This window comes from Levilactobacillus tangyuanensis, from assembly GCF_003946545.1.
In the GTDB taxonomy this organism is placed as follows: Bacteria; Bacillota; Bacilli; order Lactobacillales; family Lactobacillaceae; genus Levilactobacillus; species Levilactobacillus tangyuanensis.
The window spans coordinates 274,214-294,209 of record NZ_RHOA01000001.1; the positions used below are offsets into that span (position 1 = coordinate 274,214).

At 50.3% G+C, this 19,996-nt stretch carries 16 protein-coding genes; 10 read left to right on the plus strand and 6 right to left on the minus strand.

The genetic code is table 11. From position 1 onward, the window contains the following. Nucleotides 1–13 precede the first annotated feature (13 nt). Nucleotides 14–1,204 (plus strand): cation:proton antiporter, encoded by a 1,191-nt coding sequence (locus tag EKM96_RS01220; RefSeq protein ID WP_125638606.1) that lies wholly within the window; start codon nt 14–16, stop codon nt 1,202–1,204. A 320-nt stretch (nt 1,205–1,524) separates the two neighbouring features. On the opposite strand, the gene EKM96_RS01225 is transcribed toward EKM96_RS01220, so the two are convergent. Next, nucleotides 1,525–4,242: a YfhO family protein gene (locus EKM96_RS01225; RefSeq protein WP_125638609.1), complete on the minus strand. Its 2,718-nt coding sequence runs from the start codon at nt 4,240–4,242 to the stop codon at nt 1,525–1,527. 219 nt (nt 4,243–4,461) lie between these two features. On the opposite strand from EKM96_RS01225, the gene EKM96_RS01230 reads away from it, so the two are divergent. The 5 genes from EKM96_RS01230 to EKM96_RS01250 all read left to right on the plus strand — a co-directional run bounded on the left by EKM96_RS01230 (nt 4,462) and on the right by EKM96_RS01250 (nt 11,516). Then, nucleotides 4,462–5,154, plus strand: a complete 693-nt coding sequence (locus tag EKM96_RS01230) for a response regulator transcription factor (RefSeq protein WP_125638612.1) — start codon at nt 4,462–4,464, stop codon at nt 5,152–5,154. After that, a complete protein-coding gene (locus EKM96_RS01235) occupies nt 5,144–6,463 on the plus strand; it encodes a HAMP domain-containing sensor histidine kinase (protein ID WP_125638615.1) in 1,320 nt (439 codons plus the stop codon). The genes EKM96_RS01230 and EKM96_RS01235 overlap by 11 nt, the downstream gene beginning before the upstream one ends. A gap of 160 nt (nt 6,464–6,623) precedes the next feature. Next, a complete protein-coding gene (locus EKM96_RS01240; RefSeq protein WP_125638618.1) occupies nt 6,624–7,589 on the plus strand; it encodes a LacI family DNA-binding transcriptional regulator in 966 nt (321 codons plus the stop codon). Nucleotides 7,590–7,794: 205 nt separating this feature from the next. Then, entirely contained in the window at nt 7,795–9,156 is a 1,362-nt protein-coding gene (locus EKM96_RS01245; RefSeq protein WP_125638621.1) for an SLC45 family MFS transporter, read from the plus strand. Nucleotides 9,157–9,260: 104 nt separating this feature from the next. After that, nucleotides 9,261–11,516, plus strand: a complete 2,256-nt coding sequence (locus EKM96_RS01250) for a glycoside hydrolase family 65 protein (protein WP_125638624.1) — start codon at nt 9,261–9,263, stop codon at nt 11,514–11,516. A 56-nt stretch (nt 11,517–11,572) separates the two neighbouring features. On the opposite strand, the gene EKM96_RS01255 is transcribed toward EKM96_RS01250, so the two are convergent. The 3 genes from EKM96_RS01255 to EKM96_RS01265 form a co-directional block, all read right to left on the minus strand. Beyond that, entirely contained in the window at nt 11,573–12,007 is a 435-nt protein-coding gene (locus EKM96_RS01255; RefSeq protein WP_125638627.1) for a hypothetical protein, read from the minus strand. Nucleotides 12,008–12,105: 98 nt separating this feature from the next. Next, entirely contained in the window at nt 12,106–12,375 is a 270-nt protein-coding gene (gene rpsN / locus EKM96_RS01260; RefSeq protein WP_125638630.1) for a 30S ribosomal protein S14, read from the minus strand. A gap of 151 nt (nt 12,376–12,526) precedes the next feature. After that, nucleotides 12,527–13,558 carry an aldose epimerase family protein gene (locus EKM96_RS01265; protein WP_125638633.1) on the minus strand — a complete coding sequence of 344 codons (1,032 nt, stop codon included), beginning with the start codon at nt 13,556–13,558 and terminating at the stop codon, nt 12,527–12,529. Between the two features lie 228 nt (nt 13,559–13,786). On the opposite strand from EKM96_RS01265, the gene EKM96_RS01270 reads away from it, so the two are divergent. Then, nucleotides 13,787–14,608, plus strand: coding sequence for an alpha/beta hydrolase (locus tag EKM96_RS01270; protein WP_125638636.1), 822 nt, complete (start codon nt 13,787–13,789; stop codon nt 14,606–14,608). 52 nt (nt 14,609–14,660) lie between these two features. Here the strand turns inward: EKM96_RS01270 and EKM96_RS01275 are convergent, their stop codons facing one another. Continuing rightward, nucleotides 14,661–15,479 carry a Cof-type HAD-IIB family hydrolase gene (locus tag EKM96_RS01275; RefSeq protein ID WP_125638639.1) on the minus strand — a complete coding sequence of 273 codons (819 nt, stop codon included), beginning with the start codon at nt 15,477–15,479 and terminating at the stop codon, nt 14,661–14,663. Nucleotides 15,480–15,726: 247 nt separating this feature from the next. Between EKM96_RS01275 and EKM96_RS01280 the strand changes: the two genes are divergently transcribed. The 3 genes from EKM96_RS01280 to EKM96_RS01290 all read left to right on the plus strand — a co-directional run bounded on the left by EKM96_RS01280 (nt 15,727) and on the right by EKM96_RS01290 (nt 19,030). After that, the gene (locus EKM96_RS01280) at nt 15,727–16,110 is read left to right on the plus strand and encodes a MarR family winged helix-turn-helix transcriptional regulator (protein WP_125638642.1); all 384 of its coding nucleotides are present in this window, start codon (nt 15,727–15,729) and stop codon (nt 16,108–16,110) included. Between the two features lie 151 nt (nt 16,111–16,261). Next, nucleotides 16,262–18,076, plus strand: coding sequence for a GW dipeptide domain-containing protein (locus tag EKM96_RS01285; protein ID WP_125638645.1), 1,815 nt, complete (start codon nt 16,262–16,264; stop codon nt 18,074–18,076). A gap of 522 nt (nt 18,077–18,598) precedes the next feature. After that, a complete protein-coding gene (locus tag EKM96_RS01290) occupies nt 18,599–19,030 on the plus strand; it encodes a Spx/MgsR family RNA polymerase-binding regulatory protein (RefSeq protein ID WP_061776585.1) in 432 nt (143 codons plus the stop codon). Nucleotides 19,031–19,088: 58 nt separating this feature from the next. On the opposite strand, the gene EKM96_RS01295 is transcribed toward EKM96_RS01290, so the two are convergent. Beyond that, nucleotides 19,089–19,856, minus strand: a complete 768-nt coding sequence (locus EKM96_RS01295) for a C40 family peptidase (RefSeq protein ID WP_125638648.1) — start codon at nt 19,854–19,856, stop codon at nt 19,089–19,091. Nucleotides 19,857–19,996 lie beyond the last annotated feature (140 nt).

Sequence of the window (19,996 nt, forward strand, 5' to 3'; positions counted from 1 at the left end):
AAGGAGGACACTTGTGGAATTATTAAAGGATTTAACTTTAATCTTGTTGGTGACGACGATTGTTGGCCACTACTGTACCCGGATCGGGATTCCTGCCGTAATTGGTCAGTTATTGGTCGGGGTCATTATGGGACCAGCCATCTTAGGTTGGCTGCATTTAACGCATGAGCTGGATAGCTTTGCGGAGATCGGCGTGATTATTCTGATGTTTATTGCCGGACTTGAGAGTGACTTACAATTATTGAAACGTTACCTGAAACCGAGTGTCCTGGTTGCGGCGCTGGGGGTCCTGGTACCGGTCGCCGGTAGTTACATCGTTGCCCGGGCCTATCAGCTACCCTTTGTCGAAAGTCTCTTCATCAGTGTGATTTTTGCGGCGACCTCCGTTTCAATTTCCGTCGAAGTCTTAAAGGAAATGAACGCCTTAAGCAGTCGTGAGGGAACGACCATCTTGGGTGCCGCGGTGGTTGATGACGTGTTGGCCGTGGTCATTTTGAGCGTGCTGGTCAGCACGACGGGGACGGCCGTTGGTGACACGGGGTCGTCGAACCTCTTGATCACCACGATTGAACAGATCATTTACTTCGCAGCGATTTACTTCGTGGTTCGCTGGGTGGCACCGTACATGGCCAAGATTGGTGAGAAGCTGATGATTCCGATGGGGTCAACTTTGATGGCTATTATCCTGTGTTTTGGGATGGCTTATGTGGCCGAACTGGTTGGCCTGAGCAACGTGGTTGGGGCGTTCTTTGCTGGAATTGCGATTTCGCAAACCTCTGCTAGGGAGACCGTTGACCATCACATCGAGCCGATCGGGTATGCCTTATTCATTCCCGTGTTCTTTGTCAGCATTGGGCTCAATATGAGCTTCAAGGGTCTTGGTCATCAGGTGTGGTTCATCGTTATCTTGACGGTGGTTGCGGTCTTGACTAAGCAATTCGGGGCCGGAATAGGTGCCAAGATGGCGGGCTTCTCCTGGTCGAGCTCAATGGCCGTTGGCGCCGGGATGGTCTCACGAGGAGAAATGGCGTTAATCATTGCACAAATTGGTTTTCAGGCCAAGTTGATGTCCTCAATGCGTTACTCGGCCATTGTGGCGGCAATTATTCTGGCCACGTTGTTGGCCCCATTCCTCTTGCGGTGGACGATGAATCGCGTCGAGAAGGAATCGCAACGCGAAAAGGATGAAATGAAGAGCGCCTAGTAAATGGCGATCGATATCGCAACGTGGACTATCTTCCAGTTAAGCAAATTTAAATAGAGTAAAAGCGACGTGCCGATCTGAAAAAATCAGATTGGCACGTCGCCTTTTGTTGGTTAGGTTATCGTATATTTTTAAATTAGAACCTGTGTAACCGCAGGCGGACAGGGATGGTGGCCGCTGTGTCGGCGGTGTTGGCTGGGGGGTCTTACCAGCCTACACCGCGGGGATTATAGTCGAACTGGAAGCCGATTAATCGGCTGAAAGTGACCCCATAGCGGGTGCCATCCCTGGCCACCGGAAGTGACCAAACAAAGCCAAACCTAGTATTTTCGTTCAGTCTTCACCAAGCTCTTGCGGGGGTGCCGCCATTCGGTAGCCAACCAGAGACCGGCGAAGATCAGGGCACTAACCACGCTGATCAAGGCCCCAGTCTTCAGGCCGGGAGCTTGGTAACTGAACGTCACATGATTCTTACCGGGACGTAGCCGCACGCCCATCATCCCCGGATAATTCTTTTGCAGGGGATAGGTGGTTTCGGCATGCATCATGCTGCGAATCTTGGCGGGCTGACCGTTAACGGTTGCGGTCCATCCTGGTGTATCGGGAATGGACAGGTAGAGCCATGGCCGTTCCTTAGAGCCAATGACGTTACCGCTAAGCCAACTGACGCCACTCTTTTTGGTGAAGTGCAATCGTTGCTGCTTAATCTTGTCCACGAGCTTAAGGTATTGGGCCTCATTCATCGAGACAAACTGATTACTGTAGCCGGCCGCCGGTTCCAATGTGATGTAGCTGACCTTAATGGTGTCGCCCGCTTGATGTTGACCAAGCTTAACCATGTAACGACTGCCGTCGACATTGACAAAAGGTTTGGCAGAATGGCCATTTAAGTGAAGGCTAGAATAGATCATGGTATTGGAAGGGGAGTAGGCATGCAACATTCCGGTGGCGGTTGCCTTGAGGGTAAAGGTTTGAACGTAGCGTGGACCGGGCATCTGGGTATGGCTGGGAATGCCATCAAGGTCTTCGACCGTTGCCCGTCGCGTCTTGACGCCGACGACCTTGGCCGGTGATAGTGTCTGGGCGTTGCCACCAAGGGCACTCAGAATGTGTTGCTGATTGATGATTGGATTGCCGTCCGTCAGTTGGAGGTTGGCGAAGTCGTCGCCGACCGCAAAGCCAAGACCAGCGTACGTGTCGAGCTTGTTAACCGATTCCGGATGCGTTGCATACAGCCGGTATTTTAGGCCCAGTAAGGTATCACTCAAATGGGTGTAGCCTTGGGCACTGATCCGCCGAACGTTAGGACTCAGGTAGCCGAGATCCGCCTGGAACACCCGGGCCTGCTCGACTAACGTGGAACTATAAGAGCTGGTACCGGCATAATTGAAGAGTACCGGATCGTTGTAGTGGGCATAGGCGCCCTGATAAGCCTGACCAATATCCGAATGGAGGAAGTCGACACGCGCTAGATTAGGCGTGGCCTTGGTGGCACCAATCTTGGCTAAGATCGTCGTCTCGCGGTTGAAGTCACTTTCAAACTTCGTCTGCGATCCGGTTTCCATCCCGTGGGTGGCAATCGCAAAGTTGGCCCCAAGTTCGCCGGCAATCACCAGTCCCATGAGGGCAATTCTGATGGGCCGCCATTCACTAATGAACAGTAGCATTGTGTTAAGGAGCAATAGCCCCAAGGACACCCAGAATAGATGAAAGGCGGGTTGGCTGTGCAGGTATAGCTCACTGTTTAAGCTGGGTTGGGCATAGTGCCAAATCCGGGGAATGATCTGAGCAGAAAGGTAGCCAATGGCATATAGACCGGCACCCCACACGAGGGCCAGGACCTTCTGGGGATCGTTCATGGTCTGGGCGGGGTGGGTCTGCCAGGCGCGGTAGGCCGTCACCAGCGCCAAGAACGTGAAGAAATAGACGTTTCGGAACGGGAATCCGGCAGGTTGTTGGAACATGTGCCAGATCGTATTGAACAGCATGATTAATAATCCTAAACCCATGATGGCGAGGACCCACATGGCTCGGCGCTTCTCAATCGCGGCGACCTTTGGTGAGACAAAGAACACGATCAGTAAGAGAAACATCAGGGTGCCCATGAAGAGGCTTGGGGCATGGTAGAGGTGGGTGGCGTAAGTGCCACCACCTAGGCCCAATTGCGCCAAGACCTCAGTCCCAAAGGTGGGCGTTGGTAAGTAGTTGTTAATGAAAAAGTTGCTTTTACCCGTGAGTAGCATGCCCTGTGCCGTCGGAATTAAGATGACCATGCTCATCCCACCAGCCAATATCGAGCCAATTAGGAATTGGCGGACGGCGGGCCAGTGAATCTTGCAGACGGTTTTGAAAGGCGTCTCATTGGGTTGTTGTTCGATAATTAAGTAAATAAAGTAGATGACCGAGAAGATGCAGGTCATATAACCCATGTAATAGTTTGAAAGAATGGTGGCCGTTAGGGTCACTGTATACAGGCCGTAATGGTGACGACTGACAATCCGGTGCATGCCCAAAACCACTAATGGCAACCAGATTAAGGCATCGAGCCACATCAGGTCGTAGAAGTACATGGCCACGAAGCCGCAGATGCTGAAGGCCGTTGAGAACAAGAGGAGTGACCAGCCACTCCGCGTGAAGGCATTACGTAGGAAGATGGCCATGGTTAGGCCGATCGTGCTGATCTTTAAGATGAGGATCCAGGTCACCGCCATTGGCAATTTAGCCGCGGAGAAGAGGAGCACGATCAGGTTAAAGGGACTGATCATGTAGTAGGCCATGAGCGGGATGAGTCCACTCCCGGTGCCTAATGAATATGAAAATAAGTGAAATTGGCCACTCGTCAGGGTCGTCCGCAGATTTTCCAGGATTGGAATGTACTGGGCCCCCATGTCACTGAAGAGTGGACTGTTTTTGCCAAACGGCGTAATTTTTAAGTGGAAAAAGACGGCACACATGATGATTAGCGGGATTAGGAATGCCCCCAAGTACACCCAACGACTCACCCGCGTGGGCCGCTGCTTTGGTTGATGCTGCTTCATAAAACCCCTCCGTTGTTGACGAACAAGATGTCTGACCTTAATAGGATAACATGCAGACGACTTTGATCAAAGTTTACCCCAATAATGGTGAAAACTTGGGGAGAAGCCTTCAATCTTCAAAAAAAGTTAGCGAATCGGTCATTAAATGACTTAAGGTTGCGTTATCGTTAATGATTTAGACTATAATTTTAGTTAACCATTATAAAGGAGGAATGCCCGTTGAGTGCCACAGCCAAAGTATTAGTCGTGGAGGATGAACGCGAATTATCCGCGGACATTGTCGAATTAATCAAGCCAATCAGTGAACCTACAACCGCCTTCGATGGCGAGCAGGGAGAATTTCTAGCGAGCCAGGGCGTCTTTGATGCCATCATTTTAGACTTAATGCTGCCCGGGGAGAGTGGGTTAGACCTGCTGCTTCACATCCGCAACAAGGGGATTAAGACGCCCGTTTTAATCCTGACCGCTAAGGACACCATCGCCGACAAGTTGCGGGGGTTCAACGATGGGGCCGATGACTATGTCACGAAGCCCTTTCACCGTGAGGAATTACTTGCCCGGATGAAGGCCTTATTGAAGCGGACAGGCCATTTGAATAGCGCCGATGTCATCACACTCGGTCAATTGGAGATTAACACCAGCAAGCATTTAGCCAGCTTTGACGGCGAAGCATTGACCCTTAAGGGTCGTGAGTTCGACTTGTTAGCCTATCTCGTCGCCAATCCCGGGACGATTATCACGAAGGAACAGATCTTCAATCGTCTATGGGGATTTGATTCAGAGACTAGTCTATCCGTGGTCGAGGTTTATATGAGTAACCTACGAAAGGAGCTCAAGCACGTCGGTAGTGACCTTTCTCTGCGGACGATCCGCAACGCGGGATACATTGTGGAGGCCCCAAATGAGCAATAAAGTTAATCGGGCCCAGCAGTGGCGCCTGTTTTTCAATAATCTTATCGGGTTCTCGGTGATCTTCATGGTGCTAGGGGTCATCGTGTTTGTGTTGTTCCGGCGGGCCATGCTGACCAGTACCGATCAGGCGCTACGAGTGGAGCGAGACGCCCGCTTGGCGGGACCGCCCCGCCAAGTTAAGCCGATGGTCGGCGGCCACGCCCTTCAGACGAGGGGCAAGTCGATTCATCCATTTATGACCACCACCCTGATTTATAATACTGACGGTAAGGTCATGAATCGAGATCAGTTAGGGTCACGCTATGATACCTTAAAGAATATTGTGTTAGACAAGAGTGAGACGGGCCACCTCCACACGATTCAGGTTGGTGGCAAGTATAACTTCCGGACGCTCTTGGTAAAGGTGCCGAAGAGCAACGCGGACAAGTCGGTGGCCGGTCGGTATCTGTTAATCATGGAGAACATTGATCCGCAAAAGTCGGCAATGAAGAGTTTTAAGCGGGTTATTCTGATTACGATGGGGGTCTTCTGGCTGCTATCGATCTTGATGAGTGTCTGGATGTCACGGCTGACGATGCGCCCAATCTTGAAATCCTGGGGTCGCCAAACGGAATTCGTTGGGAACGCCGCCCATGAGTTACGGACGCCATTAACCATTATTCAAAATAAATTGGAGCTACTGTTAACCAAGCCCAACGATCGGATTATCGATCAGGCCGAGAATATCGCGATTGCCAACAGTGAGAGCCAGCGGCTACAGACGCTGACACGCGACCTATTGGCGTTGGCGCGCTCAGATTCTAATACGGTGCAAACCAACTTTGAGAATACCGATGTGCCAGCCTTTCTGGAACGAACCATCGAGCCATATACGGAGATTGCGGCCAGCCAAGGCAAGACCTTGAAGGTGGAGCAGGTAACATCGTTTAAGGCCACATTGGACCAAGACCTCATCCATCAATTGATGAATATCTTGATTGATAATGCGCTCAAGTACTCACCAACGGGGAGTACGATTACCGTGAGTGCCAACAACCTAGGCCGTAAATGGCAGTTGTCGGTGGCCGATCAGGGTATTGGTATCAACGCAGCCGATCGGGAAAGAATCTTCGATCGCTTCTACCGGGTTGATTCATCGCGTAGTCGGCAAACTGGTGGCAATGGGTTGGGCCTGTCCATTGCCAGTTGGATTGTGACGTTGCATCACGGAACGATTGCGGTCCATGCCAATCAGCCAACGGGGAGTCAGTTTGTGACGACCTTGCCCGTTAATCCGGCGAGCGGCTTGAGCACGTATCACGAGAAGTAATCTAACAGGATGATCATGGATCTGTGACCGTTGTCGCAGGTCCATTTTTTGGTGGTTGGTTAACCAATAAAGCGTTTTCTATAAAAATTTTCAAAGCAACCGTTTGTATGGTAAGATTTGTGTCAATAACGCCGTTTCAGTGCAGAAGGAGCCATTTAAGATGTTAACAATCCGTGATATTGCGGCCAAGGCTGGTGTATCAGTCTCCACGGCCTCACGGGCTTTAAATAATAATCCCCGTATCAGTCAGGCAACTCGAGACCGAATTCAAAAGTTGGCTGCCGCCGAGGGCTATTTGCCCAATTATAATGCAAAAAATTTAACGGCCGGCGAAGCCAATGCGGTCGGGGTTGTCTTTCCGAATGCTGAGTTAAGCCTGCCGGAAAATCCCTTCTTCATTGACCTCTTACGCGGTATTAATACCGAGTTGGTCCAACGCCACTACGTCTTGTCGGTGGCCATCAGCAAGACCGCTGAGGACCTGTTAACGAATGTGAAATCCATGGTGGCTCAGGGGAAAATCAAGCGCTTTGTGTTGTTTTATGCCCATCAGGACGACCCCATTGCGGCCTTTCTGCGGGAGAATCATTTGCGATTTGTCACGATTGGCCAGCCTGTCGATAATCCCCAGGACATGTTTGTTGATAACGACAACCTGGAGGCGGGGATTGGTGGGGCCAGCTACCTGCTGGACCAATTGGCGGTCAAGCATCCCGTTTTTGTTGAATCGGCACACGAGTGGGCCTATGAGCGACAACGTCGTCAGGGGTATGAACGGGTGGCGGCCAATTTTAATGCGGCGCCGTTAACCTGTCGGCTCGGCGACCTGGATCGGGTTCGCCGGTTTATTCGGCAACATTCGGAGATCGATGGGATTATGGCCACCGATGACTTTAATGGGATCGAATTTTACCGGTTATTCCGGGAAGAATATGCGGTCAGTCATTTTCCAATCGTTAGCTTTAACCAATCCTTGCCGGCAGGATTATCCGATGCCGATCTGCATTCGGTTAATTTATTTCCAGAAAAAATGGGGGCAGCCACCGTTAAATTGCTCTTCGCCGATCGGGAGCCGCTGAAGAGCGCCACGCCGGGACAGATTAGCATTCCCTATGAAATTAAATAAATAGTCTTCATTGACGCCCGGTAGCCCTTTGGTACCGGGCGTTTTACGTCGAAAGGGCGGGCCAATCAGGGAGCCTAATTACGCCGACCGCAGAATTAAAAAAGTTTACGCAAACGGTTGCATTAAAATGTAAGCGGTGTCATAATGACTTCAGGTCATCACGTGATTGCAATTATGATTAAATAGGATTGAGGAGGTTTTCGTTATGGCAGAAGAGTCTTCTGCTGCAGCGGCCAAGGCCCATAATCGGTTACCGAAGCTACCTGCTAGCACAATTTGGATGATTAATTTTGGTTTCTTAGGGGTGCAAACCGCGTTCACCCTGCAAAGTTCACAAATGAGTCGGATCTTCCAAACCTTAGGGGCTGACCCGAATAGTTTGGGATGGTTCTTCATCTTGCCACCATTGGCCGGACTCGTGGTTCAACCAATTGTGGGGTATTATTCCGACCGGACCTGGGCACCGAAGCTTGGTGGTCGCCGGTTGCCATACCTCTTACTTGGAACGATTATTGCCGTTATTGTCATGTTTCTCTTGCCAAACTCTGGGAGCTTTGGCTTCGGTTACGCCTCAGTGGCGGCGCTGTTGTTCGGGGCCATTACCGTGGCGTTTCTGGACCTGTCCTCAAATGTTGCCATGCAACCCTTTAAGATGATGGTGGGGGACATGGTCAACGATGACCAAAAGAGTTATGCCTACGGGATTCAAAGCTTCCTGTCTAACACGGGGGCCGTTGTGGCCGCCGTATTGCCATTCCTCTTCGCCTTAATGAGTATTCACAACACCGCCGCTCGAGGCGTGGTGCCCGATACCGTCAAGGTCGCCTTCTATGTTGGGGCCGCCTTACTGATTGTTACCAGTTTATTTACGATTTTCCGCGTTAAAGAATACGATCCCGATACCTATGCGCTCTATCATGGCATTGAAAAGGAAGATAACACGTCCGGTGGAAACTGGTGGACACTGTTGAAGTCTGCGCCTAAGGTCTTCTGGACGGTGACCCTGGTTCAATTCTTCTGCTGGGTGGCCTTTCAATACCTGTGGACTTACTCCGTCGGGGCCATTGGTTTAAACGTTTGGCACACCACCGACCCAGCTTCGCATGCCTACCAAACGGCCGCCAACTGGTACGGGGTCTTAGCCGCCGTGCAATCAATTGCCGCCGTGGTCTGGTCCTACGCGTTAGCTAAGTTGCCTAACCGATTACATAAGCTTGGTTATGCCGGCAGCCTGGGTTTAGGGGCCCTTGGATTCATTTCGGTCTTCTTCATCCACGACAAGAACCTGTTGATTCTGTCCTTTATCCTGGTTGGGATTGCCTGGGCAGCGATGAACACTTACCCATTAACGATGGTTACGAACGCCCTATCCGGGGCCCACATGGGGACTTACCTGGGCTTGTTCAACGGGTCCATCTGCTTGCCACAAATCGTGGCTTCATTGGCCAGCTTCTCGCTGTATCCACTATTGGGTGGGAAGCAAGTCAACATGTTCCTCTTGGCCGGGCTCATCATGGTCATCGGGGCAATCTCGGTGGGGTCGATTAAGGAAACGTATAAGGCCTAACCGGTTAATTTAAAAATCAAATCACTAATGGAACGGAATTAGGACGGGGCGGTGGTTTCAGCGACCACTGCCAATCGTCTAGCAAGCGAAGGAGACTTACGACCATGAAAAGAATTTTTGATGTTCAGCCTTGGAATGTCGTCACCCATACCTTTGACCCGAAGGATAAGCGGCTTCAAGAGTCAATGACCAGCCTCGGTAACGAATATATGGGGATGCGGGGCAACTTTGAGGAAGGTTATAGTGGCGACTCACTGCAAGGCATCTATTTAGGCGGGGTCTGGTATCCCGACAAGACCCGAGTGGGCTGGTGGAAGAACGGCTATCCGAAGTATTTCGGGAAAGTGGTCAACGCCGTTAACTTCATCAAGGAACCCATCGATGTTAATGGGACGCCCCTCGACCTAGCCAAGGATGACATTAGTGACTTTACCCTTGACCTCGATATGAAACGAGGGGTGTTAACCCGGTCCTTTACGTTAGAACGGGGTGCTGTACGGGTCGCATTCAACTTTGAACGGTTCTTGAGCGTTAGCCAACGCCAATTGGCTGTCCAACGAGTCAGCGTGAAGAATCTGGGTGCCGAAGCGGTCGATGTGACCGTTAAGCCTAGCATCGATGCCGACGTGAAGAACGAGGAAGCCAACTACGATGAACGCTTCTGGGACGTGTTAGATACGGAACAAGGCCGAGATCACGGCAGTGTGGTTGCCAAGACAACGCCAAATCCTTTCGGCACGCCGCAATTTACCTCCGGCATGGAGATGCGGGTCGTCACGGACTTGACCAACGTGGCCGTCACGCAGCCTAACGCGAAGGAAGTCATGACGGCCTACACCGGTCATTTGGCGCCAGACGCTAGCGCAACACTGGAAAAACGTGTGATCGTGGTGACCTCCAGGGACTATGCCGACCAGGCCAAATTGACGGATGCCATGCATGACCTGAGTGATCAGGTGGCCAAGGTGAGTTACGCCGATCTGTTGGCGGCCCACACAGCGATTTGGGCCCAACGGTGGGAAAAGTCCGATGTGATTATTGAGGGTGATGATGAGTCGCAACAAGGGATTCGGTTCAACCTCTTCCAGTTATTCTCCACTTATTATGGTGAGGATTCACGACTGAACATTGGGCCTAAAGGGTTTACCGGTGAAAAGTACGGTGGCGCGACCTACTGGGATACCGAGGCCTTCGCCGTTCCCGTTTACCTGGGTATTACGAACCCCGAGGTCACCCGTAACCTGTTGATGTATCGCTACAAGCAATTGGATGGGGCCTACGTCAACGCCCAACAACAAGGTCTGAACGGGGCCCTCTTCCCGATGGTGACGTTCGACGGGATCGAATGTCACAATGAATGGGAAATTACCTTTGAAGAGATTCACCGTAATGGTGACATTGCCTTTGCCATTTACAATTACACCCGCTACACCGGCGATACCAGCTATGTCCTGCATGAAGGGGCCAAGGTGCTGACCGAAATTTCGCGGTTCTGGGCCGACCGGGTTCACTTCAGCAAACGGAACCAGGCCTACATGATTCACGGGGTTACCGGTGCCGATGAGTACGAAAACAACGTGGATAACAACTGGGACACCAACATGCTGGCCCAATGGACATTGAAATACACACTGTCCATTCTAGACCAAGTTGATTCGGCAACGGCCAAGACCTTAGCCGTCTCCGCCGATGAGCGCGCCCAATGGCGTGACATTGTTAAGCGGATGTATCTGCCATATGACAAGGATCTCAACATCTTCGTGCAACACGATGGCTTCCTGGATAAGGACATTGAACCGGTCAGCTCAATTCCAGCAGACCAACGGCCAATCAATCAGCATTGGTCTTGGGACAAGATTCTCCGGTCACCTTACATCAAGCAAGGGGATGTTCTGCAAGGCATCTGGGACTTCATCGATGATTACACACCAGAACAGAAGAAGGCGAACTTCGACTTCTATGAACCATTGACGGTTCATGAATCCAGCCTGTCACCCGCCATTCATGCGGTATTGGCTGCCGATCTGCACTATGAAGATAAGGCCGTGGAACTTTACTCACGGACGGCGCGGTTGGATCTCGACAACTACAACAATGACACGACGGATGGCCTGCATGTCACGGCCATGACCGGTGGTTGGATTGCGGTTGTCCAAGGATTTGCCGGGATGCGGGTTCGCAATGGCCAATTACATTACGCGCCATTCTTACCCAAGACCTGGACGAGCTACACGTTCCGCCAGGTCTTCCGTGGGCGACTGATTGAGGTCAGTGTTCACGCGGATGGTCCGCACTTCAAGCTCATCAGTGGTGCTCCATTGACCATTGATGTTGCCGGTGAGGCTTTAGAACTCAAGTAAAGCAAAAGGCCACCACGAGAAATTTCTCGTGGTGACCTTTTTTGCTGGAAACGGTCTTAGAACATTTGTGACCGTTGTTGTTCATTCTTAAGTTGAACTAGCTTGGAGTCATTCCGCCAGTAGGTTACCCATTCACCGGTGGTGGTCAAGCTTGAAAGGTCCAAGTTATCGGAAGTCGTGATTTCCTTTTCGATCCGGTCACGGAAAGTCGTGATGAGATCGCCAAAGGTCTTGAGGTTTTCTTCCAAGTCGGCGCCGCCTAATTTGATGAGGCGTTCGCGGAATTCTTCCCGAACTTCTTTTTCAATGTTGCGCAACTTGCGTTCGTTGTTGCGGGCCAGCTTAGGCTGGTTATCAATGTCGAATGACATTTCTGGGGTGTAACCAACGAATTGGGCGTTTAACTTGGGGGTGTTGGCTCCTGCATAAGGGGAGTTAGCACTCTGACCGAAAACGTCAAAGACATTGATTGCGGTTAAAACTTCTGCCAATTTAAGCACTCCTTTTAAGTGTGATAAATTCAGTGTAAGCCACAAAAAAACCCACGTCAAACGCAAATGATAACGTTTCCGTGGGATTTGTTTTAGGGCTACCAGCTGGCCTTAGTCACACCAGGGATTTGGCCCGCGTGGGCGAGTTCCCGGAAGTTTAGCCGGGAGAGCCCGAACTTCCGCATGTAGGCGTGTGGCCGACCATCTAGATGGTCACGGCGGTGAATTCGAGTCGGTGAAGCATCCCGTGGTAACAGGGCAAGGGCGGCATAGTCACCGGCAGCCTTTAGTGCAGCTCGTTGATCAGCGTACTTCGCAACAGTGGCCTCAATCTTTCGGGCCTTAGCAATTTTTGATTTCTTAGCCATCTTGACGCTCCTTTTTAAATGATAATGATTACGTTTTACCAATGTATCATAGGGCAATTGGCACGTCAACGACAATGACTCGACCAGCTAAATCGTTTGAAGATGGATCAAAAAACCCATCACCTGATGTGATGGGTCAGCGGATCGAGGGTTAATAGGTTAACTCGTAGCTGATTTGGTAGCAACGTGTTTCGCCAGCCGGCAGGCTAACGTCGCCGAATTCCGGATGGTTAGGCGAATCCGGTAAGCTTTGCGCTTCAAGCGCAATCCCCATGTAGGGTTGGCCAGGGCCCCCGGCGAGCTTCATGGTGGAATTGAAGGAATTCCCCGTGAAGACGACCAAGGCGTTTCGGTCGGACTTAATCGTGATGCTGCGATGAGTCAGGGGGTCACTGAGCTTAGCGATGGCGAGATCGTCGGCCGGCGTGACGTGATAGACATCGTCGAGGCCTTGCTCGGGGATGCCTTGCAGTGCCCGCAACGACTCGCCTAGGTTTTGACCGTTGGCAAAGTCGTAGGCCGTGCCAGCATTGGGCAACATATTCCCGGTCGGCAACTTTTCATCGTCCAGTTCTAGTCGTTCCGTACTATTAACCTGGAGTGTTTGCCCAGCAATCAGGTCATCGTCGCTCAGGTTAAAGTAGAGGTGGGCGGTTGGGTTGAACAGGGTCAAGGCCGTGCTATTTCCAACAAATTCTAAGTGAACGTGATCCTCGTTATCGAGGGAGTAAATCATCTGCGCGGTTAGGTCGCCAGGATAGGAGTCGTCGGTGGACTTGAAGGTGTGGGTGAGAATAATCCGAGGCTCGTTGGGATTGGTTGTATCAATTTGACCGACCCAGTTAACGGTATTAAAGCCGTTGGGTCCCCCATGTAACGTGTTTTGCCCTTCATTTGTGGCAACGTGATAGGTTTGATCACCTAGCGAAAAGGTTCCGCGACTAATTCGTCCGCCGGTTCGACCAATTCCCATGCAAACATAGAACGGATTATCTAGGTAGTGGGCCATCTTGTGGTAAGATAGCACCAAATTCCGGTCGCCCTTGTCGGTTGGGACGGATAGCGTGTGTAGCGTGGCGCCCCAGCTCAGGACAGCTAACTTGACCCCATGGTCGTTTTCGATTGAATATTCAGTGACGGCCTCATCTTCATAGGTATCCCAGTGCTTCGTAGCAGTTTGCATAGCAGCTCCTCGATTCCGAATATTTTAAAGCGTTTTCATTACATTTCATTATATTTTTTCTGATAGGCCAATGTCAAATGGAGAATGTTGTTCTGGTCAGAAAGTTTCTGAGGCAGCGGGTTTGCCGGATAGTTGCGACTTGAAAACCAATTTATTTCGTAACCAGAACTTAACTTGTGCACAACTTAAAAAGCTGGCATAATGGTTTAATTATGAGGGGGAACATCTATGAACCGCAAGCAATATTGGCGGGTAGGATTGTTTGCCGGAAGCTGGTTGATCGGGATGGGTCACCGTCATCGGGGCAGTCGCCCGGTGGCCTTGGGTGAACGTCGTTCCGATTGCCACTATGCGGCTCGACCCACCTTATTAATCCCTGGTTGGGGCGGTCAAGCGGGCACCTACCGGGGATTCATTCGCTGGTCGACACACCAACGGTTGGCCCATCCGGCGTTAGTGGTTCACGTGGACCATTTTGGTCGCCGGCACTGGCGTGGTGAGTGGGACGGTCAGGCGACCAATCCCTTAGTTCAGGTCCTGTTTGACCATGCCTGGACGCGAACCTATGAGCCACAGATTCGTTGGTTGACCGGGGTGCTTAGTGACCTGTCCCAGCTATATGGTGTGACCAGCTTCAATGCGGTTGCCCACTCTTGGGGTGGGAGCGCCCTGATCCACAGTGTCTTTGCGGCTCAGTCAACCGGCCAGCTACCACAGCTTCATCAGTTGTTGCTATTGGGAGCGCCGGTAGATGAATCCCCCAGAGACGCCCCACCAGATGCAGCCTTTCGACGCCTAGCCGCGTTGAAAACCGATCTGGACCATTTGCGCGGTGGACGAGTGTTGAACGTCTACGGGACATTAGGAGGCCGTCTAACGGATGGTGCCGTCCCGGTCAGTCAGATTACGCCGCTGCGGCGAGTGGTTGCACAGAGTCCCTTGGTCTATCGGGAACACGAGGTCGTTGGGATTGGCCACAGTCGGTTACACTCTGCTCGTCAAATGTGGGTACTCATCAGTCAGTGGCTCTGGCTCTCAACGGGTGATTAACGTCAAAAAAGCCTGGAATTTATATTCCAGGCTCTAAATAATTTAGCTGACGTTAAAGTTGATCGGTTAGAATACGGTCTATCACATCCAGGACGCCATCATGGTCGTTATCGGTTGGTGTAATCAACTGAGCGACGTCCTTGACCGATTGGGTACCATTCTTCATGGCCACTCCCAGACCAACGTGAGCGAGCATTTCACGGTCGTTATCGTTGTCGCCAAATGCCGCGATCTCGTTGGGTGTAATCCCCCAGGATTCGGCTAATTGGGCAAGTCCCGTGGCCTTGTTCATGTGAGGGGCGATGATATCGATACTGCCAAAGCCGCTAGCGGTGGCGTGAATCTTACCGGGAAACTGCTGATTCAGGCGGGCGGCAATGTCTTGAATGGCGCCGTTCGGCCACTCACCGTTGACCTTGTAGATGGTGTCGTCGACCTTTAGCAGATCGTCTACGGGGACCAGATTGTTGAAAAAGTATTTTTGGCCGACGGCGTCATGGGGTCGGTCATGCCGGTTGATGTAAGTGCCGTGAGCGCCCGAAAGTCGCAAGACGTTGGGCCGAACGGCATCGTCGGTCAGCAGGGTGGTCACGACATCGTGAACCACCGGCATGGGTAGACTCGTCTCGAAGAGGGTCTTGCCGTGGTCAACGATTAGGCTACCATTTTCGGCAACGAATGTTTGGACCGCGGGGGTTGCTGCAAAGACATCCTTCAGATGGCCTAAGTGATTTCCGCTGGCTACCACAAAGTGAATGTTCTGTGCGGCCAGTTGGTTAAGTTGCTGGGCAAACCGAGTGTTGTTGTATGTTCGCTGTTGCGTTAAGAATGTCCCATCAACGTCGGTTGCAATCATTTTAATTGATGTCATAACGTTCTCCTCCGTGTTTAGAATTTCTTAATCTTAATGATAAAGGCTTTATTTAGGGAATTCAATGCACCCGTTTACAGAAAATATGACAAAAAGGTGTCTGATCACTAGTTTTTTCATTTACAATGCTATAAACTATTAATGAATCGGTAACATAAAGACTGAAAATAAGGGCTATAATAAATGGTTAGCGGCTAAGAATAGTAACAGTTTCGCCGAAGCATAAGTAGAAAGGAAGAAAGATTAAATGACGCAAACGAACGATTTGAACCAATCCTTGGAATGGTTCTCCCAACTACAGAAAATCATGCGGCCGGTAACGACCATTAAAACGGAGGACATTACGATCTCCTTGGAACAATTCAATTTACTGCACGCCATCACGGACCAACGTGAAGATTTTACACCGACCAAGTTTGCTGGCCAAATCGGAGTTTCCAAGTCAATGATCTCCGGGCAAATCTCCCGGTTGTTACGGGCTGGCTTGATTGAAAGCATTGCCTCACAAGTTGACCGTCGTCAACACAACCTGAAGTTAACGCCAGATGGTGTTAAGGTTTATACCCAAGTTCGCGGCCAAGTGGTGGACCGGTTACAAGGCCTTCACGATGACATCGCGAAGTTAATGTAGAAAAGTAAAGTTAATTGACAATTTAAAAAGGGATCCCGTTTACGACCGGAATCTTTCAATCGTGTGACAATTAGATTAAGATGACCCAACGTTTCAAAGTCTTAGTTTATAATGAAACTGATGAAAGATTTAGGAAGTGGAGGGGATTTTTTTGCGTTTGAGAGTAAAGATGGGTTTGATAGCGTTGGTGGCAATGGGGATTGCCGTATTGGGACTAAATACAGTTTCAGTAACACCACACCAAGCCAGCAATTCGGTGGCTTATGCCGCGACGGTCATTAATGCCAAGCATCAAGGGATGGTTGGCAATGCCAAAAAGGTTAACAATGGTGCCTTGCAAAAAATAATTAACAAGTGGGATGGTGCGGTCACGATTCACGTGCCTAAGGGGACCTACCTGTTTGATACCGGGAACATTAAGCTACATTCGAACATCACCTTTAAGTTCGATAAAGGGGCCGTGTTCCGGATTACCGCGGGGCATCGGGTGAACTTCTTCTATCCGAGTCCCGAGGCCGGTTACAACGGTGGGATTAGCAATGTCAAGTGGGAAGGTGCCACGTTCCAAGGGGACCATACCGCAAAGGGCCAAAGTGTCTTCACCCAAAGCATCCATCACGCCAAGGATGTCAGCTTTAACAAGTGTGTCTTCGACAATGCCGAGTCACCAACTGGGCATTACATCGATATCGATGGGAGTCATGATATTACGGTCACGAACTCTGTCTTTACGGGGTTCAACGGGTCGGTCGATTACAAGGAAGCCATTCAGGTGGACTACTCGAACTACAAGGCCATGTCATATAAGCATCCAGGTGATCAATACGATAACTTACCAAGTTATAACGTCCGGGTACATAAGAACCAATTCCTGCCGGTTTCACGTAAGTCCGGCCAGGTCCAATCCTATGCGCCGAATCCAATTGGCCAACACGCCGTCTATGATCACGGCAAGGCGGGGATCATCCACAATGTTTACTTCACCAATAACACCGTGGTTGACCCCAAGCCTTTGATGGCCAAGACGGGTGTCGCAACGATTCACTTCAAGGATGTTTCGAATCTGTGGATTACGGGCAATAAATTTATCAATGAACACGTCTTGGGGTCGGGAAACTATATTTATCTGTTAAATACTGAACCCGATTACCACATGACCAACTTAAACATTCAAAACAACACCTTTACCAATGTGCGGCCGACACAGCAATACATCTTCTTAGATAGCAGTGCCGCTACGGACCCGATGGACCATGTCAATATTACCGGGAACAAGGCCACGACGACTAAGAAAAAGAAGGCGGCCTTCATCAAGGCCAACTTTGCCTTAACCGGCGATACGATTAATATCGCACGGAACTCGGTCAAGACCACCAAGGCGAAGAAGACCAACGTGAAGCCGCAACAGACCATTACGCATACGTCTGTGGCCCAGAAGTTGAAGAAGCGTAAGCAGACCAACAAACATGAGACGTATGTCAGTGGTTTGGCGTCACAACATGCCCAATTCACCAAGAACTATAAGAAGTATGCGGTCTACAATCATATCCGTGGGCATAAAAACTGGAATGTCTTAAACCTTAACTTGAAGAAGTATAAGGGTAAGCGGGTCTACATGGACATGCGGGCGAAGGCCGATACCGGCTTATGGTACCGGATTCGTTTCAGCAAGAAGACTTCTGCTAAGCGTTACTGGATTCGCAAGGGCGCTTTGACCTTCGATAAATTCAAGAGCGAGTCCTTTAACCGGAAATTTAACTTGATGAAGATCTACCCACTCTTTACGCATCCATTCAACGATCCAGCCTTGGCGAAACAAAAGGGCACGACCGCTGATTTGAACAATCAACGGGTAACCATTACCCATCGCGTACGGCGGACGGATTCCAATGGCAAGGTGACGACCTATTACCAATTAACGAATGGTTTATGGACGCGAGCGCTGGCCTTCGACACCAAGTCATAATAGTCATTATATGGAGAAGACATCACCGATGGTCAATGGTGATGCCTTTTTTAGTGGTCGCAGATTAATCGTACAGGGGTTATTTAATTAGCCATTAAAATGCTATTGATCATTAATCAAATGACGCCTATTCTAAAGGCATAGACCTGACCATGACCCAGGGCACTAACCGATGCTGGGTAGTCAACCGCGCTAACTTGACTTGCCTCAAGGACGTGAGCACGCACCTGTGTTAATCTGAAAATACCTGGATGAGGGGATCTTCAAGAAAAATTCAACTTTCAGGCGTAAAACGTTTGCATTCGCCTGTTAGAGTTAATTGTAGGCCCGGCGGATAGGCTTTCTGGTAGCTTAAGAAAGCCTGGAGAACCTGAAGAAATTGTTAAATGGTGGCCTAGACCGAGAGTAATGGGTTTCATCATTTTCCGTTGTGGTGTACAATGAAAAGCATAAATTAGCACTCGTGTTAAAGAGTGCTAACGTCTAGTACCTCATCGAAGGCAGACATTGGAGGGCGATTTTATGATTAAAATGTATTTCCATGCAAAAACGACGGCGGTAACCAAGGCAATGAAATGGTTAGCCAACCATGACGCCATCTTTACGGCCCGCGATATTAAAAAACAACCCTTAACTCGGGATGAAATTTTATACATGTTATCCTTAACTGAATCCGGAACGGACGATTTGATTTCCACCCGTTCCAAGGCTTACAAGTCACTCCCAGCCAACGTGCAAGATATGGGGATGAACGAATTAGTTGATTTACTCCAGACTAATCCGGGCATTCTTAAGAATCCGATCGTGGTTGACCGCAACAAATTAGCCACTGGGTTTGACCTTGAAACCATCCGTGAGTTCGTACCCGCGGCATACCGGAAGCGTGAGTTAGCTAGCTTCTTCAAGATTTTAAATGGCGGGAACAAGAATACCCTCGGCGTATCACCAGCATAATAGAAGACAAAATAACCCCGCAGCCGATTGGCTGCGGGGTTTTGTTTATCCTGGCGAGTTAACTTAAAGTGGCGGGACGGGAGTAACCGACCGTGTGCCACCAGGAAACATTGGTGGCCTCGGTGATGACCCCGTTTAATTGGGCATCGATCATCTGGTTGTTGCCCAGGTAAATCCCACAGTGGGTAATGTTGCTGGCACTGGTGCCGAAGAAAATCAGGTCGCCGGCCTTGGCATTCTTCGCACTGACGTGTTGGTAACTGTTGTATTGCTCCTGAGCGGTGCGGGGTAAGGTCTGGCCGATGGCCTTGTTGAAGACGTATTTTGTGAAGCCTGAGCAGTCAAAGGAGCTAGGGCCATTGCCACCGTAAGCGTAAGGTTTTCCAAGCTCAGACTTGGCGACCTTTAGGAGTGACGCATAGTTACCGTTACCGGTTGTGGCGGTGCTGGTGTGGGCATAGTTTTTCTTTTGCAGGTAACCATGCCAGATCCAGCCGGAAGCGGTCTTACGGCCATTGGTGACGTAATAATAGAGGTATTTCACGCCATTCTTTTTAATGATGTACCGCTTCTTGGTGGCATGCCAAGTCGTGTTGGGGTAGTTCTTGAGATAATGGGTCTTCTTGCCAAAGGTCATGTTAGTGGCCGAGCCACCCAGGTTGTAGGTCCACCCGGTGGCGCTCTTACGAACGTAGGCGGTATCGGTCATGTTGCTCGTGCTAACGATGGTGTTGGTGCTGTTGGCATGGGCGGTGGTGCTGTTAAATACGGGTATTACTGCGGCGGCAAAGGCGACCGCTAGGCTAATCTGTTTGAGCGTTGTCATATCTATCCATCCCTCATATGTAGAATCCGTTTAAGTACAACTCCTAAGATAGTCTACTTAGTTTACAAACGAATTGCGGATAAATATCATTGTGATGACGCTTTCAGCCCGGGACGTAATAATTCAAGGATTGGAACAAT

Bases quoted from the DNA above. Each gene is read 5' to 3' on its own strand.
- EKM96_RS01250 (WP_125638624.1), top strand. From the start codon at position 9,261: ATGAAAAGAATTTTTGATGTTCAGCCTTGGAATGTCGTCACCCATACC.
- EKM96_RS01235 (WP_125638615.1), top strand. From the start codon at position 5,144: ATGAGCAATAAAGTTAATCGGGCCCAGCAGTGGCGCCTGTTTTTCAAT.
- EKM96_RS01295 (WP_125638648.1), bottom strand. From the start codon at position 19,856: ATGACAACGCTCAAACAGATTAGCCTAGCGGTCGCCTTTGCCGCCGCA.
- rpsN (WP_125638630.1), bottom strand. From the start codon at position 12,375: ATGGCTAAGAAATCAAAAATTGCTAAGGCCCGAAAGATTGAGGCCACT.
- EKM96_RS01270 (WP_125638636.1), top strand. From the start codon at position 13,787: ATGAACCGCAAGCAATATTGGCGGGTAGGATTGTTTGCCGGAAGCTGG.
- EKM96_RS01225 (WP_125638609.1), bottom strand. From the start codon at position 4,242: ATGAAGCAGCATCAACCAAAGCAGCGGCCCACGCGGGTGAGTCGTTGG.
- EKM96_RS01245 (WP_125638621.1), top strand. From the start codon at position 7,795: ATGGCAGAAGAGTCTTCTGCTGCAGCGGCCAAGGCCCATAATCGGTTA.
- EKM96_RS01290 (WP_061776585.1), top strand. From the start codon at position 18,599: ATGATTAAAATGTATTTCCATGCAAAAACGACGGCGGTAACCAAGGCA.
- EKM96_RS01240 (WP_125638618.1), top strand. From the start codon at position 6,624: ATGTTAACAATCCGTGATATTGCGGCCAAGGCTGGTGTATCAGTCTCC.
- EKM96_RS01275 (WP_125638639.1), bottom strand. From the start codon at position 15,479: ATGACATCAATTAAAATGATTGCAACCGACGTTGATGGGACATTCTTA.
- EKM96_RS01280 (WP_125638642.1), top strand. From the start codon at position 15,727: ATGACGCAAACGAACGATTTGAACCAATCCTTGGAATGGTTCTCCCAA.
- EKM96_RS01265 (WP_125638633.1), bottom strand. From the start codon at position 13,558: ATGCAAACTGCTACGAAGCACTGGGATACCTATGAAGATGAGGCCGTC.